This window comes from Streptomyces griseus subsp. griseus (assembly GCF_003610995.1).
In the GTDB taxonomy this organism is placed as follows: Bacteria; Actinomycetota; Actinomycetes; order Streptomycetales; family Streptomycetaceae; genus Streptomyces.
Genome location: NZ_CP032543.1, coordinates 6,335,193 through 6,356,911, shown reverse-complemented (window position 1 = coordinate 6,356,911; position 21,719 = coordinate 6,335,193). Strand labels below are relative to the sequence as shown.

Below are 21,719 nucleotides of genomic sequence, written 5' to 3'. Positions count from 1 at the left end.
CCGGGGCAGGCCCGGATGCCGTCTCACACCCCCGGCACCCCCGCCACCCGCAGCGCGTGCACCAGGTCCCACTCCCGCTCCACCGACACCTCGCGGGCCGCCGCCAGCAGCGCGGGCAGGACGCGGTCCCCGCCGTCGCCCGCGATCTCGGCCGCCTCCTGCGGCGTACGTACGCGGACGAAGGCGCCGAGCAGCGCCCGCGCCTCGCCCTCGCGGCCCGCGCCGTCCAGGGCGAGGACCGCCTCGGCCACCTCGGCGGCGGGCCTGGCCACCCCCTGCCGGAGCAGCAGCCCGCAGTCCTCGTCCCGGCCCGCCGCGGCCAGCGCCCCGGCCGCAGCCGCGAACCCGGCGGGCGGCAGCGAGGACGCCTCCCAGAGCAGGGTCGTCCAGTCGGCGGCGAGGCCGGCCCGGTAGAGGGCGACCGCGAGCACCGGCAGCCGGGGCGCGGGCCAGGCCGCGACCTCGCAGAGCACGACATGGGCCTCGCCGCTGCGCCCCTCCGCCCGCAGCCGGACCAGTCGGGCGACGGCGGCGGCCACGGCCTCCCCGGCCTCCGGGTCCGGCAGAGCGGCCGGGACCGGGGCCTTCCCCTCCGCCTCCGCGGGCCCGCCGCCGAACCGGGCGCCGCGCGGGGCCGAGCCACCCGCCGGCGGGGGCGCGGGGAGGGGCGAGGGGGCGTACCCCGCCTCCTCCTCGTCGTCCACGTCGAGACCGGCGAACCGGGCGCCGCCCGGCTTCCTCCGCCGGGGCGCGGGGGCGGATCTGCGGGACCGGGAACGCCCGGGGGGCGGTTCGGAGGCCGCCGGGGCGGGCTCGGCCACGGGCTCCGCCATGGACTCCGTTACCGGCTCCGCGACGGCCTGCGACACCTCCGGCGCCTCCACGACTTCCTGCGGCGGGTGCTCCGACGCCCGCCACGCCGGCCCCTCGGAGCCCCGGCGCGTCGAGCCGCGCGGACCGGTGTGCCGGTCCGGACCAGCCCCGGCCCTCGGCTGCGGAACCGTCACCGCCGCCAGCCGCTTGCGCAGCTCCACGCATCTGGCCGAGGCGCGCCGATGGTCGTCGTGCGCCCAGGCCAGCGCCTCCGGGTCGGCCGGGTCGCCGCCCGGAGCCGCCCCGGCCGTGCGCAGCCGCTCGGCGGCTCGCCCCTGCTCGCGAATCATCAACTCCAGCCGGTGGAGCAGCTCCTGGCGCCCGCCGGGCCGCCGGTCGTGGGCGGCCGCGGAGGCGGAGTACAGCGCGGCGGCCCGTACCGAGACCTGCTCGGCGAAGTACGCGCCGTGGACCTCGGCCAGGTCGGCGAGCAGGGACTCCACGACGTCCCAGGGTGGTATCTCCACCCCGTCGAGGCAGGACCGCATCCCCTGGGGGTCGCGCCGGACGAACACCCCGTACCACCCGCGTCCGGGGTCGAGTCGTGCGGTCAGTTCCTGTAGGTACTGCGCGAACGTGCCTACATCCAGAGCATTCTGATGCACCGTCATCGTCGCCCTCGCCGACTGTCGACTGGAGCCTTCCAGTCCGCAGGCATTCGACCGCAGATGTGTTACGGGACGGCTACGCCCAGCTTTCGTCCACGCTGCGCCGGGCGCACGGGGGCCGACGCCGTGCGCCCCCGTACGCGATCGACGGCCGGGCCCGGAACCCATACACGATCGGCGGTCGGGCTCAGAAAGTGACGGCGATCCCGGTGTGCGGGCGCTTGCCGAAGCGGGCGATGGTGGCGGGCCGGTCGATGAGCCAGAACTTCCAGGTGTACTTGCGGGTCAGCAGCTTGCGCACCTGGCGGGTCTCGTCCGCGTCGAGGAGGCGTGCGGTTCCCTCGGCGCTCGGGGCCCCCTCGGCGATCCCGCCGCGTACGTCGCAGACGGTGACGACCACGTCGGTGTTGTTGCGGAGCCGCTTCACCTTCCATGAGTCGGAGCGGGTCCACACGTACAGCACCTCCCCCTCGGCCGCCGCCCATACGGGCGTGGCGACGGGCGTGCCGTCCTTACGGTAGGTGGTCAGGCTGACGTACTCGCTGCGCGCGAAGTCCTGGAGAGTCACGGACGCGACCCTACGCATCGCGCGCCCGCTACGCGATCAGGGGTACGACCGCCGGCTCGGCAGGCTCCAGGGCGCAGCGGCCGAGCAGCTCGTCCATGGAGAGGCCGAGCGCTCCGGCGAGCGCGGCGACCGTGAAGAAGGCGGGGGTGGGGGCGCGGCCGGTCTCGATCTTGCGGAGGGTCTCGGCGGAGATCCCGGCGCTCGCCGCGACGGCGACCATGCTGCGCTCCCCGCGCGCCTCACGGAGCAGACGGCCGAGCCGTTCGCCGCGGAGGCGCTCTTCAGGGGTGAGTGGGGTGCGGACCATGGACCCACCCTACTACGGTTCACCATTTTTATACCGTCATTACTATACCGCTTCGACCGGTATAGTAATGGGCATGGTGCACATCAAGACAGACACATCCATCGAAGCCATGCGTGAGTCCGGACGCGTCGTCGCGCGCATCCTGGCCCGCGCCCAGGAAGTCGCGGCCATCGGCGTGACACCGCGCGAGCTGGACGAGGCGGCGCGCGAGGTGCTGCGCGAGGCGGGGGCCTCCTCACCGTTCCTGAACTACAAGCCGCACTTCGCGCCCACCCCGTTCCCGGCCGTCATCTGCGTCTCCGTGAACGACGCGGTCGTCCACGGCATCCCCTCAGCCGAGCCGCTGCGCGACGGCGACCTGGTCAGCGTGGACGCGGGCGCCCTCCTCGGCGGCTGGGCGGGCGACGCGGCGGTCAGCTTCACCGTCGGCGAGGCCCGCCCCGCCGACACCGAACTGATCGACGCGGCCACCACCGCCCTGGAGGCGGGCATCGCGGCGGCGGTCGTCGGCAACCGGATCGGCGACATCGCCCACGCGATCGGCACCGTCTGCCGCAAGGCGGGCTACGGCATCCTCGACGGGTACGGCGGTCACGGCATCGGCCGTTCGATGCACGAGGACCCGTCCGTGCCGAACGAGGGACGGCCGGGGCGCGGTATGCCGCTGCGCCACGGGATGGTCCTCGCGATCGAGCCCATGCTGCTCGCCGGCGGCCTCGACGAGTTCCGCCACGACCAGGACGGCTGGACGCTGCGGACGACCGACGGCAGCCGGGCCGCCCACGCCGAGCACACGGTGGCGATCACGAAGGACGGCCCGCGCGTCCTCACCGCCCTCTGAACAGCCCGCTCAGCAGGCTCAGCGTCCGACGAACGCCCTCGCCAGCTCCTCGCCCCGGCTCTCCGCCTTGGCGCGGCTCTCGATCGGTGAGATGCGGGAGTCCTTGAACGCGATGTACGTGACACCGGACGCGACCCCGCCGGTCGTCGGGTGGGGATCGATGGACAGCTCCTCCGCCAGCGCGTACGACCCCTCGCCGATGATCCCGGTGGGCCCGGTGTCGCCGATGACGGCGTACCGCACCTGGCCCTTGTGGATCACCGCGACGACGCTGCCGCCGGTCAGCCCGGACTTCCGGTAGTCCCAGATCCGGCCCGGCGCCGGCACGACCACGAACGGCAGCCGGGCCGAGTCCAGCGGTTTGCCGCGCGAGGTCTGGAACGCGGTCTGCGACTGGAAGTACGGGTCGGTCTCCGGGTTGCAGACCTTGGTCCTCCGGCCGTCGCAGTCGATGTCCATGTCCGCCTTCCAGAACACGGCGTCCGTGGTGCCGCAGACAGGGACGGTGGCCTTCGGGCTGTTGGCGTCCGTACGGTACCTGCCCCGCGAGATCTGCCGGCAGGAGCGGACCTCGGCGAGCAGTTCCTCCGCGCTCACCGGCGCGTCCGCGAGGCCACCCGGGGCTGACCCCGCCCGGGCGTCCGGCGGTGTGTCGGATACGGGGACGTCGGCGGTGGCGGGCAGGGCCGCCGGGCCGAGCAGGGCGGCGGCGCAGGCGGTGGAGGTGGCGACGGTCAGAGCGAACGTTCGGGTGCGCATCGTGGGGGACGGACCTTCCAGTCGACCGGAGGGACCCGTACGGCCCCTCCTTGCGCCGGCGCGGGATCTCCGGCTCTCCCCTCCCCCGGCGGCGGTGCCGGTCGCAGGCGGTGCGTCCGCGTACGGCCGGCCCCGCCGCCGCTGCTTCATGAGGCCGGGTCAGCTCCTGCCGCCCGGCTGCACCACCATGGCCGAGCCGCCGCCGCGCCGCACCTTTTCCGCCGCTGCCAGCCAGCGGCCGTCGGGGAGCCGCTGTACGCCGGTGGCGGCACCGATCTCCGGGTTCTGCCGGAAGACGTGACCCAGCGCTTCGAGCTCGGCGCGGACCGGGCTGTTCCACAGGTCCGGCTCGATCTCGGTGGCCGCCGCGTTGCGCTGGCTGGCGCGGGGCGCGGCGATCGCGTCGACGAGCGGGAGTCCGCGGTCCAGGTGGCCGGTGAGGGACTGGAGCACGGTGGTGATGATCGTGGCGCCGCCCGGTGAGCCGAGCGCGAGGACCGGCTTGCCGTCCTTGAGCACGATGGTCGGGGACATCGACGAGCGGGGCCGCTTGCCCGGACCCGGGAGGTTGGGGTCGTGCACGGCCGGGTTGGCCGGGGCGAAGGAGAAGTCGGTCAGCTCGTTGTTGAGGAGGAAGCCGCGGCCGGGGACCGTGATGGCGCTGCCGCCGGTGGATTCGATGGTCAGCGTGTACGAGACGACGTTGCCCCACTTGTCGGCGGTCGTGAGGTGGGTGGTGTTCTCCCCCTCGAACGTCGTCGGCGCCGCCGTGCCACCGCTTCCGCAGCGGGCCGGGTTGCGTGGGTCACCGGGCGCCACCGGGCTGGTCAGCACCGCGTCGTCCTTGATCAGGCATCCGCGCGCGTCGGCGAACCGCCGGCTCAGCAGCTCCTTCGTGGGGACGTCCTCGAAGGCCGGGTCGCCCACCCAGCGCCCCCGGTCGGCGAAGGCGATCCGGCTCGCCTCGATGAGCCGGTGGAGGTAGCGGGCCTGGCTCGCCCGTGAGAGGTCGGTGGGCTCCAGCATGTTGAGCGCCTGGCCCACGGTCGTACCGCCGGACGAGGAGGGTGCCATGCCGTAGACGTCCAGGCCCCGGTAGCCGACCTTGGTCGGGCTCTGCTTGAGCGTGCGGTACGAGGAGAGGTCCCTGCGGGTCAGATCGCCGGGGCGGACGTTCCGGGTCGCCTGCGGGTCGACGGGCGGCTTGCGGACCGTACGGACGATGTCGTCCGCCAACTCGCCCCGGTACAGCTCCCCGACGCCCTTGCGGCCGAGCTTCTCGTAGGTGCGGGCCAAGTCGGGGTTCTTGAACACCGATCCCACGACGGGCAGTTCACCGCCCGGCAGGAACAGCTTCGCGGAGGCCGGGAAGTCGGCGAACCGGGCCTGGTTGGAGGCCGTCTGCGAGCGGAAGGTGTCGTCCACCACGAAGCCGTCCCGCGCCAGGCGTTCGGCCGGTTTCAGCAGCGTACGAAGGGACGTGGAGCCCCACGCGTCGAGTGCGCGCTCCCAGGTGGCGGGGGTGCCGGGGGTGCCGACGGAGAGACCGCTGGTGACGCCCTCCTCGAACGGGATGGGCTTGCCGTTCTCCAGGAAGAGGGAGGCGTCGGCGCTGCGGGGTGCGGTCTCGCGGCCGTCGATGGTCTGGACGGTGCGCTTCCTGGCGTCGTAGTGGACGAAGTAGCCCCCGCCGCCGATGCCCGCCGAGTACGGCTCCGTCACACCCAGCGCCGCGGCGGTCGCCACGGCCGCGTCCACCGCGTTGCCGCCCTTGCGCAGCACCTCGATCCCGACCGCCGAGGCGTCCCGGTCGACACTGGCCACCGCTCCCCCGTACCCCACCGCCACCGGGGACTTGGGCGGGGCCGGTGGCTTGTGGGCGGGCTGGGCGGAGCCCGCGGGGGCGGCGGCCCCGAGGGAGGCGACCACGGCGAGGGCGGCCACTGTCGAGATGTTCCGGCCGACGGAACGGCGCATACGAACCTCCAGTCAACGGATCTCCGCGCAGGCTAGCCCGCGGGCACCCGGATCGTCAGGACCGCCTCGAACGGTTACCCGAATGACCGATAACATGCCCGGCCATGACGGACGACGTGCGCAACATCGTGCTGGGCGTGATAGCCGCCGGGGTCAGCGGAACGCTGGGCTGGCTGGCCCGTACCTACCTCCTGCGGCGCAAGCTCCGCCGTAAGCAGGCGTTCTTCGGCCTGCCGTCCCACTCCGAGTGCCTGCTCGTCGTCAACCGGTACGCGGGAGCCGAGGGGTCCGTGCACCGGTACGACGTGTTCGCGCTGCTGGAGCTCTCCGCGCTGATCAAGGACTGCGCGGGCAACGCGCAGATCGTCACGCACGACGTGGCACAGCAGGGCTTCGGGGAGCGCACGGAGTTCTGTGTCGGCGGACCGACGTCCAACCAGCGGATGGCGGCCCACCTGCGGACCCTGCTCCCCGGTGTGAGGATCAACACCGACCCGGACCCCGGCCCGGACCAGGTCGCCTTCCAGATCGGCTCGGAGCGCTACCGGCTGGAGCCGGGCATCGCGGAGTACGTTCTGCTCGCCAGGCTGACAGGTGGTCAGGACGCGCGCCCGGTCTTCCTGTTCTGCGGACAGCGGGCCATCACCAACCAGGCGGCGACCCGTTACGTGTCGCGCCACCACGAGAAGCTGCTGCGCAAGCACGGCAACAAGTCGTTCGCGCTGCTGCTGAAGGTGGTCAACTCCCAGGCGTACGGCCCCGATGTGGTGGAGGTCGTCGGCGATGTGACGCGTGCGGCACAGACGCCGGAGCCGGCGGCGCCCCCCGCCTCCCACCGGGCGGGGAGCTGAGTGCTCGCGCCGGTCGATCAGCTCGGCAGGCCGCCGTTGATCTCGACGACCTGGCCGGTGATGTAGGCGGCGCGGTCCGAGACCAGGAAGGAGACCAGGTCGGCGACCTCCTGCGGGGTGCCGGCCCGGCCGAGCGGGATGCTCCTGAGGTGGCGTTCGGCGACCTCGGCCGGCAGGCCGGCCGTCATGTCGGTGGAGATCAGGCCGGGCGCGACGACGTTGGCGCGGATGCCGTAGCGCCCGCACTCCCGGGCCAGGGAGCGGGTGAAGCCGATGATCCCGGCCTTGGAGGCCGCGTAGTTGGTCTGGCCCGCGCTGCCGTGCACCCCGGCGATGGAGGAGAGCGTGACGACGGCTCCCCGGCGGCGGCGCATCAGCGGGTAGACGGCGGCCCGGCAGACGTTGTAGGTGCCGTCGAGGTTGGTGCCGATGACCGAGCGCCACTCCTCCTCCGCCATCAGGGCGAGCGGCCGGTCCCGGGTGATACCGGCCGAGGTGACGACGGCCGCCAGCGGGCCGAGTTCGGCCTCGGCCGCGGCGACGAACTCCTTGACCTGCGCGGCATCGGCGACGTCGACCGGCCGGTGGAGGACCCGGGCCCCGGCCTTCTCGGCGATCAGGGCCGCTTGCCGGGCGGCCTCCGCGTCGGAGCGGTAGCAGAAGGCGATGTCGTAACCGTCCTCGGCGAGGCGGGCGACGACGGCACGTCCGATGCCTCGGGAGCCACCGGTGACCAGGGCCACCGGGCGGGGGGAGCGCTGGGTGGGTTCGGGGGTGGTGATGGCTTCGGTGGCTGTGCCGGTGCCGCTGTGGGCCTCGGAGCCGGTGTCGGCTTCGGGGCCGGTGAGGGCTTCCGCTTCGGGGCCGCTCATGTGGCGGACGCGCCGTTCAGCTCGGCCTCGATCAGCTCCCGTACCAGCCGGAAGCTGCCGATCTCGGCCAGCCGCGACTCGTCGATCTTCACGCCGTAGCGCTCCTCGACCCGGACGGCGATCTCCAGCGAGATCAGCGAGTCGACCTCCAGGTCCTCCTTGAAACGGGCGTCGTCGGTGACCTCGTCGACGGGCAGTTCCAGCGCCTGCGCGACGACGGTGCGCAACTCCTCGGCGTCGAAGGCCTGGTCGGTGTGGGCGGGCATGGGGCACTCCTCTTGCTCGGTGGTCGGGTACTCAGGGGGTGTGGTGCGGGCCCGTGAGGAACGCGGCGGCGACACCGTCGTCCTCGGGCCCGCCGCAGGTGGCGAGGACGGTGTGCCTGCCGTGTTCGTCGAGGTGGGCGATGGCGGCGGCGGCCTGGAGCAGGCCGAGGGCGCCGGAGGTGGCGCCGAGTCCGGCGGCGGGATCAAGGACGGAGGCGGCGCGCGGCCCGGCCGGTTCGTCCGCCGCCTCGGTCAGCCACAGGTCGGGCGCCAGGCCTCCGGCACGGGCCACGGCGCCGGCCAGGTCCGCCGCGCGGGCACAACCGGCCACGACGGCACGGATCTTGGCGCCTCGTTCGGCGGCGCGGGCGGCCGACTCCAGGACCAGGGCAACGGCACCGTCCAGCGCCGGGGTGCCGAGCAGCTTGGTGACGATGTCGCCGCCCGGCTCCACGCCGATCACGACGGCGGTGTCGGCGCGTCCGGTGACGATCAGGGCGCGGGCCCAGTAAAGGGCGTCGAGGCCACTGGTGGGGCCGTTGCACAGGGTCACGTTGGGGCCGCGCAGTCCGTGGGCCATGGCGACCGAGCCGGCGATGACGTTGCTGGAGGTCTGCGGCAGCCCGAGCGGACTGAGGCCGAGGACGGTGTCGCGGGCGATGGTGTCGGCGAAGCCGCAGACGTTCTCCAGGATGCCGACGTTGGTGCTGACGAGGACGGCGGTGGAGTCACCGGCGCCGGTGTAGCCGTCACCGGTGAGCAGACCGGCGTCCCTCAAGGCGGGGGCGGCGGCGCGCAGGGCGAGGCGGGAGGCGCGGTCCTTGTGCCGCAGGTCGCGGCCGACGAGTCCGGTGACGGGGTCGAAGCCGCCGTCGCGGACGGTGCCGAGGAGTTCGTCGGGCAGGGTGAGGCCGGGGACGGCGAGCCCCACCCCGGTGACGACGGCCGCTCGGGGCGGCGACGCGGAGGCGGGATGCGCTGCGCTCATCGGGCTGCCTCCAGGATCGCGGCGGCGTTGATCCCGCCGAAGCCGAACGCGTCGACCTGAGCAAGCGTCATTTCTGGTGCGGAGGCGGCCTTTTCGCGTACGAGACGCAGTCCGTCCGCCTCCTCGATCGGGTCGGTGAGACCGAGCACGGGCGGCACCTGGCCCCGCTGAAGGGCGAGCACGGCCATCGCCAGGCTGAGCAGGCCGGAGCCGCCGAGGGTGTGGCCGGTCATCGACTTGACAGCGGTCATCAGCGGACCGCTCCCGGGAGGGAAGATCCGGGAGAGCACGGCGGCCTCGGTGGAGTCGTTCTTCGGGGTGCCACTGCCGTGCAGCATGACGAGGTCGATCTCCTCGGGTGCGGCCCCGGCCAGCCGGTAGGCGTCGCGCAGGACGCGGGTGATGCCCTCCGGGTCGGGGGCGGTGGAGTGCCGGGCGTCGCAGTTGACGCCGACGCCGCGCAGCCGGGCGTGGACCCGGCGGCCGGGGGCGGCGGCGCGGGTGAGCACCACGGCGACGGCGCCCTCGCCCATCAACATGCCGCGGTGGGAGCGGTCGAAGGGGCGCAGCGCGTCGGGCACGTCGTTCTGGACCCGGTCCAGGGTGCCGAAGGCGCTCTCGCCGATGGCGTCGGTGCCCGCCACCACGACGGTGTCGGCCTCGCCGAGTTCGATGAGGTCGGTGGCCATGGCGAGGGCGTAGAGGCTGGCGGCGCAGGCGTTGGCGAAGGTGTAGGTGCGGGCGGCGCCGTACTGTTCCCGCAGCGCGGTGCCGAAGTGCAGGTCGGCGGGGTCGAGGGCGGTGCCGTGGCGCCACCAGAGTTCGGCGCTGCGCTGCTCCTGGAGGGTGGTGCCGACCAGGATCGGCACATCGGCGAGATCGCGCGGGTGGCCCGCGTCGGCGAGGGCCTGGTCGATCGCGGTGATGAGCCAGCGGGTGGCGCGGCCGGGTTCGTCGACGCCCGGGCGGGCCCGGTCGGTGATCTCGTAGGCGTTCCGGGCACGGTACTTGTCGTGGTCGAAGACCTGGAGCGGCCCCCGGCCGTCGCGGCCCGCGCAGAGCGCGTCGAAGACCTCCGACGGGGTGGTGCCGTTGCAGGCCACCGCTCCCATCCCTGTGATGTCCCACGTCATGATGCCTGCTCACGCAATCTGTAGGCGGCCACCTTGCCGGTGGCCGTGGCGGGCAGTGTGCTGACGAACTCGACCCGGGCCGGGCGCTTGTAGAGGGCGAGGCCGGCGCGGACCGCTGCCCGGAGGGCGCGGCGAATCGTTTCCTCGTCGGCCCCGGTCTCCGGAACGACGAAGGCGACGGCGCACTCCAGGCCGTCGGCGTCGAGGCCGCCGACGACGGCGCAGTCGCGGATGCCGGCGACGGTACGGAGCACCGCCTCGATCTCGGCGGGCGGCACCTTGTAGCCGCCGAGGTTGAGGAGGTCGTCGGCCCGGCAGAGATGGGTCAGGGTGCCGTCGGCCTCACGGCGGACCAGGTCGCCGGTGTAGGCACCGCCGTCGGCGAAGGTGATCCGGTCGGCGTCGGGGCGGTCGAGGTAGCCGAGTGCGACGGTCGGTCCGGCGATGTGCAGACGGCCTTCGGTGCCGTCGGGCACGTGGCGGCCGTGCTCGTCGCGGACGGTGGCGGTGGCGCCGGGGACGGCCAGTCCGGCCCGTCCGGGCATCGGGCGGTCCGGCGGGGTGGCGACGACCACGTGCATGACCTCGGTGGCGCCGAGGCAGTTCATCACGGGGGCGCCGAAGACGTCCTGGATACGGCGGTTGAGGTCGGCCGGGCAGTTCTCACCGGCGGTGAGGCACAGGCGCAGCGCGGCCACCGCGTCGTCCCCGGGCCGGAGGGTGTCCAGCAGGGCCGCGTAGAGGCGGGGTACGGAGCAGAGCACGGTGGGGCGGTGGCGGCGCAGCGCGGCCCGGACGGTGTGCGGGTCGACGGCACCGCGGATCAGTGCGGTGGTGGCCCCGGCGTCGAGGGCGCAGAGGACGGAGCTGCCGAAGCCGTAGCCGAAGGACATCCGGGCGGTGGAGAGCACGGTGTCGTCGGCGCGCAGGGCGAGCAGGCCGCCGAAGCCGTCCAGCATGGCGGTGATCGCGGAGGTGGCGTGCCGGACACCCTTGGGCCGGCCGGTGCTGCCGGAGGTGTACTGGATCAGGGCGGTCCGGCCGGGGAGGTGGCCGGTGGAGGGCCGGGCGAGGTCGGGGCGGTTCGCCGCGTTGGGGTGGCCGATGCGGATACCGGTGCGTACGGCGTCTCCCGTGAGCAGCACGGTCCCGGCGGGCGGCTCGGCGGGCGCGGTGTCGAGGTGGATGACCTCGGCCGCGCAGTCGGTGGCGACGAGGGCGAGGCCGGCCTCGCCGAGCATGGGGCTGACCGGGACGGGCACGCAGCCGTGCCACCAGAGGCCGAGGACGGCGGCGACGGTGGCAGCGGAGTCCTCGGCGACGACGAGCGCGCGGGCGCCGGGGGCGACGCCGTGGGCGCGCAGGGCCCCGGCGTAGCCGCGAGCGGCTTCGTGCAGGGCCCGGTAGGAGACGGCGCCGAGGTCGGGGTCGAGGTAGGCGGTACGGTCCCCACGTCCGACGGCGAGGTGGCGGCCGGTCAGCCGCTCCACCAGGTCGATGGCGGTGGAGGGGTCGATGCCGGTAGTCCGGCCGCCGCCCGTGGTCAGGGCGCTGCCCGTGGTCAGGGCGCTGCCCGTGGGGGCGGGTGCGGTGGCCGGGCGGGCGGCCTGCGGGGAGGACAGTCCAGGCAGGGGCGGCGCGGGCGAGGGTGGGACAGGCGGGACCGGCGCGAGCCGCAGCCCGGCGGGCACAGGCTCGGCGGAACCGAGCCGCAGCCCGGCGGGCGCAGGCTCGGCGGAACCGAGCCGCAGCCCGGCGGGCACAGGCTCGGCGGAACGCTGGGCCGGGACAGGCGACGACGAGGCGCGCGGGGACAGCGCGGGCGAGGATGAGGCAGCCGGGGACGGCTCAGACCGCAGCCCGGCGGGCGACGACGCGGCTGGGCGCTGGGCCGGGGCGGGGAGAAGCGGCGTCGGCGAGGACGGCCCGGAAGGGGGCGGCGCAGGCGGGCCGGCAGCAGAGCGGGCACCCCCCGGAGCCGAGGCCAGGGCCGGACCCGAAGCCGCGGCCCCCACCCCCACACCCGCCCCTGCCCCTGCCCGCAGCGAGGACCGGGCGTCCAGCAAAACGGCGGCGGCGAGCGCGCTGTCGATGGCGCTCGCCTCCTCGTCGCTCAGCGCGACGCCGAAGGCCCACTCGACCCGGGCCGCGAACTCGACCTTCTCCAGCGAGTCCATCTTCAGATCACGGTGGAAGGACGCCTCGGCCCCCACCTCCGCGAGGTCCAGCTCAAGGACGGATGCCACGATGTGGCGCAGCCGCTCCACGGCATCGGATATCCGTTCAGGCGACACGCGACGCGCTCCTTGTCGGGCTGCACGACGGCCGGCAGCCACGGCTTCCGGTCGGCTCCGGAGGAATTCGGCAGGAACGTAGCCGGGCGGGCCTCGGCCCGTCAGCGCCCCGACACCAAGTTCGTCAAGTCCGTTTCAGCCGCGCACAGATACCTTTCGGCCGACCCCGACTGGACCGCACGACACGGCATAACGCGGCATTCCCGGCACGAAACCCCGGCGCGGCAACCGACCTGACGCATTCTCGGCGGGCGATGGCGACGACGCAGAGGCCCCCTATAACTTCTGCACGCGCTGCCGCGACCGACCGGCGCTCCGGAGTCCCGGATCCTCGGTGCGTGCGTCGGCCGACCCGCGTCGCACGGCGGGGTCCCGCGATCCGTCCAGAGAGCTCGTCCGACCGAGGCCAGGGGAATCGATGCCGCTCACCTCCACCACGCTGCTGTCCCCCGAAGCACGTCTCCGGCTCGCGGAGCTCCCCGGTCTCGGCGGTGGCAACGCCTGGCGGATCGCCGTGGAGACGAACCCCGCGGCCGACCTGCCCGTACTCCTCGCCGAGCAGCCGCTGGCCGGCCTGGACGGCACCCCGCGAACGGAGTTCAGCCTGCGCGAGCTGGACGCCCTGGCGGACTCCTGGTCGGCCTGGTACCTGGACCGGGGCGTGGGGCCGCGCGACCGGGTCTCGGTCTACCTGGCGGACACCTTCGCGTACCAGGTGCATCTGACCGCGCTGGCCCGCATCGGCGCGATCGGCGTACTGATCAACGGCCGGATGCGCCCCGAACTCGCCCTCGGCCTGGTCGAACGCACCGGCTCGGCCGGCCTGTTCACCGACACGGAGCGGCTCACCCTGCTCGCCGGGCGTGAGCGCGCGCTTCCCGGGCTGCGCTGGACCGCCCTGGACGAGGAAGTCGGCACTCTGGGCGCCCGCGCCCCCAAGCCCTCCCAGCTGTTCCGGCACGGGGACGACGACCCGGTGGTCATCTGCCACTCCTCCGGCACCACCGGAAACCCCAAGCCGGTCGTCTGGGCGCACCGGCAGAGCGTCGCCGGCGCCCGCTACCGGCTGATCAACCACCCGGAGCAGCCGGGCTCCCTGGTACTCGCCGGTGCCCCGCAGTCGCACTCCAGCGCCATCGCGTTCACCTTCTACTCGCTGCTGGCCGGGGTGCCCACGGTCGGCTGGTCCGACCCGACCGGCCCCGGCATCGCACGCGGCTGCGCCACCCACCGGCCGAACGTCGTCCTGGCCTTCAACGAGGCTCTGTCGCACCTGGCCACGCACGACCCCGAACCGGCGGACTTCGACTCCGTCGCGGTGTGGGTGAACCTCGGCGACTGCGGCCACGACGCGCACATGCGCCGGCTGATGCGGCTCGGGCACACCACCGCGCCCGACGGCACCCGTACCCCCGGCTCGGTCATCGACGACGGCCTGGGCTCCTCCGAGCTGGGCTGGGCGGCGCTGCGCCGCGTACTCACCCCCGACTGCCCGTCCCGGGCCCGGCATCTTGGCACCCGGGTGCCGATCGCGGAGGTCGCGGTCCTGCGCGAGGACGGCACCGAGGCGGCGACGGACGAGGTGGGCCTGCTAGGGGTCCGCAGCGAGGCGCTCGCGCACGGCTACTGGAACGACTCCGACACCACGTACCGCACGATGCTCGCCGGCTACTGGCTCTCCGGCGACCTGGTACGCCGCTCCGCCGACGGCGAGTTCTTCCACGTGGACCGGGCGGTCGACCGGATCAGGACCGAGGCGGGTGACGGCTACTCGGCGCTGATGGAGGAGGAGCTGCTGCTCGCCGTCGAGGAGCTGGCGGACTGCTCGGTGGTCGCCGCCCAGGACCGTGGCCGGACCGTGGCGGCAGCAGTGGTGACGCTACGTCAGGACGTCACGGCTGACGACCTGTTACGGCGGGCCAACGCCGCCCTCGACCAGGCCGGTCAGCCGCGACTGGCCCTGCTGGAGATCGCGCCCACTCCCGACGCGATTCCGCTCGGCCCGACCGGCAAGGTACTGAAGCGCCAACTGCGCGAGAACTTTGCCGCGTTGGAGACGTACCGACCGGCCGACCCGAAGGCAGTGGCGGTAGCGGTGCCGGTGGACCAGGACCCGACGGCGGTCCCGGCATGACCACCTTCGCCGCGCCGCCCACCCCGGAGGCGGGCCCGGAAGCCGCAGCGGCCTGGGTGAACGAGGCCGGTGCCGACACCCTGGCCGGCCGGATGGGGATGACCTTCCTGGAGGCCGCCCCCCGGCGGGTGGTGGCGACCATGCCGGTCACCGGCAACACCCAGTTGCAGCGGATGCTCCACGGCGGTGCCTCCGCCGTCCTCGCCGAGTCGCTGGGCTCACTGGGCGCCGCGCTGCACGCGGGCGAAGGCCGTATCGCCGTCGGGGTGGACATCAACGCCACCCACCACCTGCCGGTGCGCTCGGGCACCGTGACCGGCGTGGCGACGGCCCTGCACCTGGGCGTGACGTCGGCCAGTTACGAGGTCGTCATCACGGACGAGGCGGGCCGCCGGGTCTGCACCGCACGGATCACCTGCGCGATCCACGGCAGGCGGAAGCGCGGCTGACCCGCCGCCACGGAGGTGGAAGCGCGGCTGCCCCGCCGCCACCCGTCACGGCCGCCCCCGACACGCCCCGCACACCCGCGCCGCTCCCTCACCCACCCACGTACGACAACCCCGCTCCACCCCCGTACAAGCCCCCCTCCCCGTCCGTCACAGCCGTCGGGCCGCCACAGGCCCCGAGGAGTGCCTGCCATGACCACGCTTCACGACCCGCACGAGCCCGAGACGGCGGCTCCTCCCCTCCTCCAGCGCACCGGGCCGGTGCTGCTCGTCCTGCTGTCGGCGATGTTCTTCGCCCAGTTCGACTTCTTCGTGGTCAACGTGGCCGCTCCCTCCCTGGAGAGCAGCATCAACGCCGACCCGGCGGCGCTCGAACTCATCGTCGGGGGTTACGCGTTCGCGTACGCGGGCGGGATGATCACCGCCGGTCGGCTGGGCGACCGTTACGGGCACCGCCGGCTGTTCGTCATCGGCACGCTCGCCTTCGGGTTCACCTCGCTGCTGTGCGGACTGGCCGTCAATCCGGGCCAGTTGATCGCCGCCCGCCTGGCCCAGGGCCTTGCCGGGGCGGTCATGGTGCCGCCGGTGCTGGCCGTCATCACCGCGTACTTCCCCAACGAGAAGAAGGGGAAGGCGATGGCCTGGTACGGCGCCGCCGCCGGGCTGGGGTCCATCGCCGGCCAGGTGCTCGGCGGTGCGCTGATCTCGGCGGACTTCGCCGGGCTCGGCTGGCGCACCATCTTCCTGATCAACGTGCCGTTCTGCCTGGTCATCGCGTTCGCCGCGCTGCGGGTGCTCCCCGCGCACATCAGCCGGATCCGGGCCGGTCTCGACCCGGTCGGCGCGGTCGGCGTCTCGTTCGCGCTCGCCCTGCTGCTGGTGCCGCTGACCATGGGCCATGTCTCCGGCTGGCCGGCCTGGACCTGGGTCAGCATGGCGCTGGCCGTTCCGGTGATGGTGGCGACGCTGCTCTGGGAGCGGGCCCTGGCGGCCCGTGGCGGCAATCCGGTGCTCGTCCTCTCGCTGTTCCGCAGCGACTCCTTCCGTGGCGGCGTGATCGCGGGCGCGGCGTTCATGCTCTACTTCGGCAGTTTCATGTTCACCCTGACCCTGCTCCTCCAGTCCGGGCTGAAGCTGGACCCGTTCGAGGCCGGACTGATGTTCTCGCCGATGGGTGTGCTGTTCACCGCCACCTCCATGATCGGCGGGCGGCTCACGGCACGCTGGGGCATGAACGCCCTGGTGGTCTCCGGCGGGGTGACCGCGCTCGGACTGGCCCTGCTGGCCGTGCCGTTGGCGTTCTCGGACTCCACCGTCGGCCTGCCGTGGGTGGTGTTCTGCCTCTGCCTGGTCGGCGCGGGCAACGGTGTCGTGCTGCCCGCCCTGTTCGGCGCGGCGCTCATCAACGTACCGCCGCAGGACGCCGGGACCGCCTCCGGGATTCTCACCACCACCCAGCAGTTCGCGAGCGCCGCCGGTGTCGCGGCGATCGGCGCGCTGTTCTTCACCGTGGCGGGCGACCGGCCGGCCACGGCCGACTGGTCCCTCGCGATGGCCTGGGCGACCGCCGCGAGCTTCCTGCTCGTCCTCGTCGTGATGTGGACGACCTGGACGTTCAAGCGCTTCAGCCCGCCGCCGGCCGGACGGTCCGCCGCCCGGGTCTGACCCCGCACCATCACGTCCACGTCCGAGAGAGGCCACATCACCATGTGTGGAACAGCAGGATGGGTCTCCTTCGACCCGGCAGCCCCCGTCACCGCCCCGGTGGCCGACGCGATGACCGCCACCATGGCCTGCCGGGGGCCGGACGCCCACGGTCTCTGGCTCGGCCGGTCGGTGGCCCTCGGTCACCGCCGGCTCTCCGTCATCGACCCGGCGGGCGGCAGCCAGCCGATGGTCTTCGAGCAGAGCGGTGAGCCGGTCGTCGCCATCAGCTACACCGGCGAGGTCTTCAACTACCTTGAGCTGCGCAAGCAGTTGGTGGTCCGCGGACACGGCTTCCGTACCGACAGCGACACCGAGGTCGTCCTGCACGCCTATCTGGAGTGGGGCGAGGACTTCACCGAACACCTCAACGGCATGTACGCGTTCGCGCTGTGGGACGCCCGTACCGAGGAACTGCTCCTGGTCCGCGACCGGTTGGGGATCAAGCCGCTCTACTACTGGCCGCTCCCCGGTGGCGGGGTGCTGTTCGGCTCCGAGCCCAAGGCGATCCTGGCCCACCCCTCGGTGCGCCCCGCGATCGACTCCGAGGGCTTCGCCGAGCTGCTCGGCTTCACCAAGACCCCCGGCCACGCGGTCTACAAGGGCATGTACGAGCTGCGCCCCGGCCACACCCTCAAGGTCGGGCGCGGCGGCAACACCCTGCGCCGCTACTGGGCGGTGGAGTCCCACGAGCACACCGATGACCTGGAGACCACGGTCGGCCGGGTCCGTGAGCTGCTGGAGGACATCGTCGCCCGGCAACTGGTGGCCGATGTCCCGGTGGGCACGCTGCTCTCCGGCGGGCTGGACTCCTCCATCATCACCGCCCTGGCCGCCCGCCGCCGGACCGCTCTCGGGGCCCCGCCGATCCGGTCCTTCGCCCTCGACTTCGACCGGCACGGCGACGACTTCCGGGCCGACGACTGGCGCGGCACCCCCGACGCGCCGTTCGCCGAGCTGCTCGCCCGGCACGCCGGCTCCGACCACCAGGTCGTCACCCTCTCCCCGGGGCAGCTGCTCGCCCAGGACGCTCGCGAGGCCATCATGCGCGCCCGCGATCTGCCGTTCGACCTCGGTGACGGCGACACCTCGCTCTACCTGCTCTTCCAGGAGGTCCGCCGGCACTGCACGGTCGCGCTCTCCGGCGAGGCGGCGGACGAGGTCTTCGGCGGCTACCGCTGGTTCAACCACCCCGACACCCTCACCGCGGACACCTTCCCGTGGCTGGCGCCGCCGTTCGGCACCGGCATCTCCGGGCCCGGCAGCGGCCCCGGCGAATCCCTGATCGACCCCGCGCTGCTGACCAAGATCGACCTCCAGGGGTACCGGGCCCAGCGCTACCACGAGGCGCTCGCCGAAGTTCCGCGGCTGGCCGGCGAGTCCGCCGCCGACCGGCGGATGCGCGAGATCGGCTACCTCCATCTGACCCGGTTCCTGCCCTGGATGCTGGACCGCAAGGACCGGGCCAGCATGGCCGTCGGCCTGGAGGTGCGGGTGCCGTTCTGCGACCACCGGCTGGTGGAGTACGTCTTCAACACCCCCTGGGCGATGAAGTCGTTCGACGGCCGGGAGAAGAGCCTGCTGCGCGCCGCCACCCGGGATCTGCTGCCGCCGGAGATCGCCGACCGGGTGAAGGCCCCGTATCCGACCAGCCGCGACCACCGCTACCTCGACGGGCTGCGGGCCTCCCTCAAGCGCGCGACCGAGGGCCCGGACGCGCCGGTGCGCGAGCTGCTGGACGAGACCGCGCTCGCCGCCGCCACCGCCGACGACCCGCGCCCCGGCTACCGCACCGGGACCGAGCTGGTCCTCGCCCTCGACTTCTGGCTGCGCGGTCAGAACGTCGGTCTCGACGTCGACCTGGAACTCTGAACCGCCCCCCGGGGTGGCGTACGGCCCCGCCCTCAGCACCGCAGCCGGGCCCGGCCGCGCGGGGAGCCCCGTAGGCGAGCGCCCCGGCGGGCAGGCACGGGCAGGGCACAGGCGAGGTCAGGGGCCGGGCGGGCGGGACACGAGCGAGGTCACGGACACGTCATGGGCGGAAACCGACATGGCGGAAACGGAACCCACCAGGGGGAAATCACCTCTCCCCTGTCGAGTCTTGCCGCCCTGGAGGTTTTTCCGTTGAGTTCCGCACGCCCGCGCACCCGTCACACCGCCCCGTCCGTCCGGAGCGCCCGGCTCGCCCTGACCGTCCCGGCGGCGCTGCTCGCCGCCGCTCTCACGGCCTGCTCGGGCGGTGGGGCGTCCGGCTCCGCCGCGCGGGATGGCGGGGACGGCAAGGCGCCCGCGGCCGACATCTCGGTGAACCTCCGGGGCAAGGCGGCGACCCCGGGCGGGCCGGTGAAGGTCACACTGGCGGCGGGCAAGCTGACGTCGGTGTCCGTGACGGCGGACGAGGGCGGCGCGCTGACCGGGAAGACATCCGCCGACGGCCGGACCTGGATATCCGAGCGGGTCGCCGCGCCGGGCACCGCGTACACGGTCGAGGCGAAGGACGCGGACGGCGGCAGCGACACCGCCACGTTCAGGACCGCCGAGGCGGAGAAGGTGAACAAGCTCTCGCTCGCGCCGGGCAAGAACACCACGGTCGGCATCGCCCAGCCGCTGTCGGTCGTCTTCGACCACCCGGTGGAGAACAGGGCGGCGGTGGAGAAGGCCCTGAAGGTGTCCACCTCGAACAGCACCGAGGGCTCCTGGGGCTGGTTGCGGGACCACTCGGGCAAGGACCGCGTCGACTGGCGGCCCGAGGAGTACTGGAAGCCGGGCACGAAGGTCACCCTGGCCGCCGAGCTGAACGGCATCGACACGGGCGCAGACGGCGGCTGGTTCGTCCGTGACTACGCGACGACGTTCACCATCGGCGCCGCCCAGGTGGTCAAGGTGGACCTCGACGGGCACCGCCTCTCCCTCCACCGCGACGGCAAGCAGGTGTTCCAGGCGCCGATGTCGGGCGGTACGCCGGGCGGCGACAAGGCGTCCTGGCGGGGCACGGCCGTCCTGATGTCGAAGGAGGGCACGATCAACATGCGCTCCGAGACGGTGGGACTCGGTGACGCCTACGACAAGATGGTCGACTACTCGATGCGGCTGACCTGGTCGGGGATGTACGCACACGCCGCGCCGTGGAACTCCGGCCACTTCGGCAACGCCAACCGCAGCTCGGGCTGTCTCGGGATGAGCGACGCGAACGCCTCCGCGCTCTACGGGCAGGTGCGGGTGGGCGACCCGTTCGAGATCACCGGTGCCGACGCCAAGGGCACGGTCGCCGAGGGCAACGGGTACGGCGCGTGGAACGTGTCGTGGGCCGACTGGCAGACGAAGAGCGCGCTGAAGTGAGCCACGCGCTCACCTCCGTACAGCGGAAGGGCTACTGACAGGACGTCCAACAATCGTTACCTTCACGCAACGCGCGAGGTAGTTACCACCGGTAAACAACCGGGGTTACCGTCGGGTCACTTTGCACTGACACGCGTGAGGAGTGACCCGTGGTACGTCCGAAACCGGCACTGCGCACCACCGCTTCGATCACCACCGCCGCCGTCCTGCTGACCGGAGCCGCCCTCGGCGCGGCTCCGGCTGCGGGAGCCGCACCCGCCCCCACCTCGGCGAGCGCCTCCGCGCCGGGCCTGACGTTCCATGACATCCCCGGCTCCGGGGGCATCACGCTCAAGGGCAATGTGTTCCGACCGTCCGGAGCGTCGGCCGGGGCGAAGCACCCCCTCATCGTCTTCCCGACCAGCTGGGGCCTGCCGCAGATCGAGTATCTGGCGCAGGCCCAGAAGCTCGCCGACTCCGGTTACGTGGTGGTGAGTTACACCTCGCGCGGCTTCTGGCTCTCCGGCGGTAAGATCGAGGTGGCCGGCCCCCCGGACATCGCGGACGCCTCCGCCGTCATCGACTGGGCGCTGGCGAACACCTCGGCCGACCCGGACCGGATCGGCATGGGCGGGGTCAGCTACGGCGCGGGCATCAGCCTGCTGGCCGCCGGGCACGACCCCCGTATCAAGGCGGTCGCCGCGCTCAGCGGCTGGGCCGACCTGATCGACTCGATCTACAGCGGCCGGACCCAGCACCTCCAGGCCGCCGCCCTGCTCGGCGGCGCCGGGCTGATCACCGGCCGCCCCAGCGACGAACTCTCGCAGACGCTTGTGGACTTCCTCGGCTCCAACCTGGCCAAGGAACCGGAGATGATCGCCTGGGGCGCCAAGCGCTCCCCCGTCACCCACCTCGACAAGATCAACGCCAACGGCGCCGCCATCATGATGGGCAACGCCTGGGGCGACACGATCTTCCCGCCCAACCAGTACGCCTCGTTCTACGAGAAGCTCACCGGCCCCAAGCGGCTGGAGTTCCGCCCCGGCGACCACGCGACCGCCGAGCTGACCGGCCTGTTCGGGCTGCCCAACGACACCTGGACGAGCACGCGACGCTGGTTCGACCGCTACCTCAAGGGCGAGCGCAACGGCATCGACACCGAGCAGCCCGTCCAGCTCAGGTCCCGCACGGACAAGGGGTACGAGGGGTACGCGGACTGGAAGTCGGTGGGCGCGGCGAAGAACCGCATCGCACTCGACGGTACGAAGAAGGTGTGGGCGAACGTCGACTCCGGCGCCAACGGCGGCATCACCCTGCTCTCCAACGCGCTGGACCAGTTCGTCAAGCTCCCGCCGACCGTCTCCGTGCCCCTTCTGCCGCGCGCCTTCGCGAGCGTGTGGCAGTCGGAGAAGTACGGCGCCGAGCAGCGCGTCCGGGGCACGGCCGAGCTGCACACCACGGTCACCAGCACGAAGTCGAGCGGCACCTTCGTCGCGTACCTCTACGACGTCGGCCCGCTCGGCGTGGGCAAGCTGGTCAGCAACGCCCCGTACACGTTCCACGGGCAGACGCCGGGCCGGCCGTTCCCCGTCGGCCTGGAGCTCTTCTCCACGGCCTACGACGTCCCGGCCGGTCACCGGCTCGCCCTGGTGATCGACACCGTCGATCCGCTGTACATCGAGCACAACCCGACCGGCGCGCAGCTGACCTTCTCCTCGCCCTCCACGGACCCGAGTCAACTCTCGGTCCCGCTGCGCGAGAAGTGATCACCGACTGCTGC

At 73.1% G+C, this 21,719-nt stretch carries 18 protein-coding genes; 8 read left to right on the top strand and 10 right to left on the bottom strand.

What is annotated here, in order from left to right:
* Nucleotides 1-23: 23 nt before the first annotated feature.
* The 3 genes from D6270_RS28545 to D6270_RS28535 form a co-directional block, all read right to left on the bottom strand.
* Nucleotides 24-1,484, bottom strand: a complete 1,461-nt coding sequence (locus D6270_RS28545; protein WP_109162819.1) for a hypothetical protein — start codon at nucleotides 1,482-1,484, stop codon at nucleotides 24-26.
* A 184-nt stretch (nucleotides 1,485-1,668) separates the two neighbouring features.
* Nucleotides 1,669-2,049: a PPOX class F420-dependent oxidoreductase gene (locus tag D6270_RS28540; RefSeq protein ID WP_109162820.1), complete on the bottom strand. Its 381-nt coding sequence runs from the start codon at nucleotides 2,047-2,049 to the stop codon at nucleotides 1,669-1,671.
* A 28-nt stretch (nucleotides 2,050-2,077) separates the two neighbouring features.
* Nucleotides 2,078-2,356, bottom strand: coding sequence for a helix-turn-helix domain-containing protein (locus tag D6270_RS28535; RefSeq protein ID WP_109162821.1), 279 nt, complete (start codon nucleotides 2,354-2,356; stop codon nucleotides 2,078-2,080).
* 67 nt (nucleotides 2,357-2,423) lie between these two features.
* On the opposite strand from D6270_RS28535, the gene map reads away from it, so the two are divergent.
* Nucleotides 2,424-3,197, top strand: a complete 774-nt coding sequence (map, locus tag D6270_RS28530) for a type I methionyl aminopeptidase (RefSeq protein ID WP_202419110.1) — start codon at nucleotides 2,424-2,426, stop codon at nucleotides 3,195-3,197.
* Between the two features lie 18 nt (nucleotides 3,198-3,215).
* Here the strand turns inward: map and D6270_RS28525 are convergent, their stop codons facing one another.
* Nucleotides 3,216-3,956, bottom strand: a complete 741-nt coding sequence (locus tag D6270_RS28525; RefSeq protein WP_109162822.1) for a glycoside hydrolase family 75 protein — start codon at nucleotides 3,954-3,956, stop codon at nucleotides 3,216-3,218.
* 159 nt (nucleotides 3,957-4,115) lie between these two features.
* Nucleotides 4,116-5,933, bottom strand: coding sequence for a gamma-glutamyltransferase (gene ggt / locus D6270_RS28520; RefSeq protein WP_109162823.1), 1,818 nt, complete (start codon nucleotides 5,931-5,933; stop codon nucleotides 4,116-4,118).
* A 104-nt stretch (nucleotides 5,934-6,037) separates the two neighbouring features.
* Between ggt and D6270_RS28515 the strand changes: the two genes are divergently transcribed.
* On the top strand, nucleotides 6,038-6,784 hold the full coding sequence (locus D6270_RS28515; protein ID WP_109162824.1) for a hypothetical protein: 747 nt from the start codon (nucleotides 6,038-6,040) through the stop codon (nucleotides 6,782-6,784).
* A gap of 17 nt (nucleotides 6,785-6,801) precedes the next feature.
* On the opposite strand, the gene fabG is transcribed toward D6270_RS28515, so the two are convergent.
* The 5 genes from fabG to D6270_RS28490 are packed head-to-tail and all read right to left on the bottom strand — an operon-like array spanning nucleotide 6,802 to nucleotide 12,337.
* Complete coding sequence (gene fabG / locus D6270_RS28510) at nucleotides 6,802-7,656, bottom strand: 3-oxoacyl-ACP reductase FabG (RefSeq protein WP_225976971.1); 855 nt, start codon at nucleotides 7,654-7,656, stop codon at nucleotides 6,802-6,804.
* Nucleotides 7,653-7,922, bottom strand: coding sequence for an acyl carrier protein (locus D6270_RS28505; protein WP_109162825.1), 270 nt, complete (start codon nucleotides 7,920-7,922; stop codon nucleotides 7,653-7,655). The genes fabG and D6270_RS28505 overlap by 4 nt, the downstream gene beginning before the upstream one ends.
* Before the next feature lie 31 nt (nucleotides 7,923-7,953).
* On the bottom strand, nucleotides 7,954-8,910 hold the full coding sequence (locus tag D6270_RS28500) for a beta-ketoacyl synthase N-terminal-like domain-containing protein (RefSeq protein WP_109162826.1): 957 nt from the start codon (nucleotides 8,908-8,910) through the stop codon (nucleotides 7,954-7,956).
* The gene (locus D6270_RS28495; RefSeq protein WP_109162827.1) at nucleotides 8,907-10,043 is read right to left on the bottom strand and encodes a beta-ketoacyl synthase N-terminal-like domain-containing protein; all 1,137 of its coding nucleotides are present in this window, start codon (nucleotides 10,041-10,043) and stop codon (nucleotides 8,907-8,909) included. Before D6270_RS28495 ends, D6270_RS28500 begins: the two co-directional genes overlap by 4 nt.
* Nucleotides 10,040-12,337, bottom strand: coding sequence for an AMP-binding protein (locus D6270_RS28490; protein WP_225976970.1), 2,298 nt, complete (start codon nucleotides 12,335-12,337; stop codon nucleotides 10,040-10,042). The genes D6270_RS28495 and D6270_RS28490 overlap by 4 nt, the downstream gene beginning before the upstream one ends.
* 418 nt (nucleotides 12,338-12,755) lie before the next feature.
* On the opposite strand from D6270_RS28490, the gene D6270_RS28485 reads away from it, so the two are divergent.
* The 6 genes from D6270_RS28485 (at nucleotide 12,756) to D6270_RS28460 (ending at nucleotide 21,705) form a co-directional block, all read left to right on the top strand.
* Nucleotides 12,756-14,471 (top strand): class I adenylate-forming enzyme family protein, encoded by a 1,716-nt coding sequence (locus D6270_RS28485; RefSeq protein WP_109162829.1) that lies wholly within the window; start codon nucleotides 12,756-12,758, stop codon nucleotides 14,469-14,471.
* Nucleotides 14,468-14,920 (top strand): hotdog fold thioesterase, encoded by a 453-nt coding sequence (locus tag D6270_RS28480; protein ID WP_109162830.1) that lies wholly within the window; start codon nucleotides 14,468-14,470, stop codon nucleotides 14,918-14,920. The genes D6270_RS28485 and D6270_RS28480 overlap by 4 nt, the downstream gene beginning before the upstream one ends.
* Nucleotides 14,921-15,109: 189 nt before the next feature.
* Complete coding sequence (locus D6270_RS28475) at nucleotides 15,110-16,582, top strand: MFS transporter (RefSeq protein WP_109162831.1); 1,473 nt, start codon at nucleotides 15,110-15,112, stop codon at nucleotides 16,580-16,582.
* A 42-nt stretch (nucleotides 16,583-16,624) separates the two neighbouring features.
* On the top strand, nucleotides 16,625-18,493 hold the full coding sequence (gene asnB, locus D6270_RS28470; RefSeq protein ID WP_109162832.1) for an asparagine synthase (glutamine-hydrolyzing): 1,869 nt from the start codon (nucleotides 16,625-16,627) through the stop codon (nucleotides 18,491-18,493).
* A 252-nt stretch (nucleotides 18,494-18,745) separates the two neighbouring features.
* On the top strand, nucleotides 18,746-19,960 hold the full coding sequence (locus D6270_RS28465) for a L,D-transpeptidase (RefSeq protein WP_109162833.1): 1,215 nt from the start codon (nucleotides 18,746-18,748) through the stop codon (nucleotides 19,958-19,960).
* 149 nt (nucleotides 19,961-20,109) lie between these two features.
* A complete protein-coding gene (locus D6270_RS28460) occupies nucleotides 20,110-21,705 on the top strand; it encodes a CocE/NonD family hydrolase (RefSeq protein ID WP_109162834.1) in 1,596 nt (531 codons plus the stop codon).
* The last annotated feature ends 14 nt before the right edge of the window (nucleotides 21,706-21,719 follow it).

Bases quoted from the DNA above. Each gene is read 5' to 3' on its own strand.
- D6270_RS28545 (WP_109162819.1), bottom strand. From the start codon at position 1,484: ATGACGGTGCATCAGAATGCTCTGGATGTAGGCACGTTCGCGCAGTAC.
- D6270_RS28535 (WP_109162821.1), bottom strand. From the start codon at position 2,356: ATGGTCCGCACCCCACTCACCCCTGAAGAGCGCCTCCGCGGCGAACGG.
- map (WP_202419110.1), top strand. From the start codon at position 2,424: ATGGGCATGGTGCACATCAAGACAGACACATCCATCGAAGCCATGCGT.
- D6270_RS28525 (WP_109162822.1), bottom strand. From the start codon at position 3,956: ATGCGCACCCGAACGTTCGCTCTGACCGTCGCCACCTCCACCGCCTGC.
- ggt (WP_109162823.1), bottom strand. From the start codon at position 5,933: ATGCGCCGTTCCGTCGGCCGGAACATCTCGACAGTGGCCGCCCTCGCC.
- D6270_RS28515 (WP_109162824.1), top strand. From the start codon at position 6,038: ATGACGGACGACGTGCGCAACATCGTGCTGGGCGTGATAGCCGCCGGG.
- fabG (WP_225976971.1), bottom strand. From the start codon at position 7,656: ATGAGCGGCCCCGAAGCGGAAGCCCTCACCGGCCCCGAAGCCGACACC.
- D6270_RS28505 (WP_109162825.1), bottom strand. From the start codon at position 7,922: ATGCCCGCCCACACCGACCAGGCCTTCGACGCCGAGGAGTTGCGCACC.
- D6270_RS28500 (WP_109162826.1), bottom strand. From the start codon at position 8,910: ATGAGCGCAGCGCATCCCGCCTCCGCGTCGCCGCCCCGAGCGGCCGTC.
- D6270_RS28495 (WP_109162827.1), bottom strand. From the start codon at position 10,043: ATGACGTGGGACATCACAGGGATGGGAGCGGTGGCCTGCAACGGCACC.
- D6270_RS28485 (WP_109162829.1), top strand. From the start codon at position 12,756: ATGCCGCTCACCTCCACCACGCTGCTGTCCCCCGAAGCACGTCTCCGG.
- D6270_RS28480 (WP_109162830.1), top strand. From the start codon at position 14,468: ATGACCACCTTCGCCGCGCCGCCCACCCCGGAGGCGGGCCCGGAAGCC.
- D6270_RS28475 (WP_109162831.1), top strand. From the start codon at position 15,110: ATGACCACGCTTCACGACCCGCACGAGCCCGAGACGGCGGCTCCTCCC.
- asnB (WP_109162832.1), top strand. From the start codon at position 16,625: ATGTGTGGAACAGCAGGATGGGTCTCCTTCGACCCGGCAGCCCCCGTC.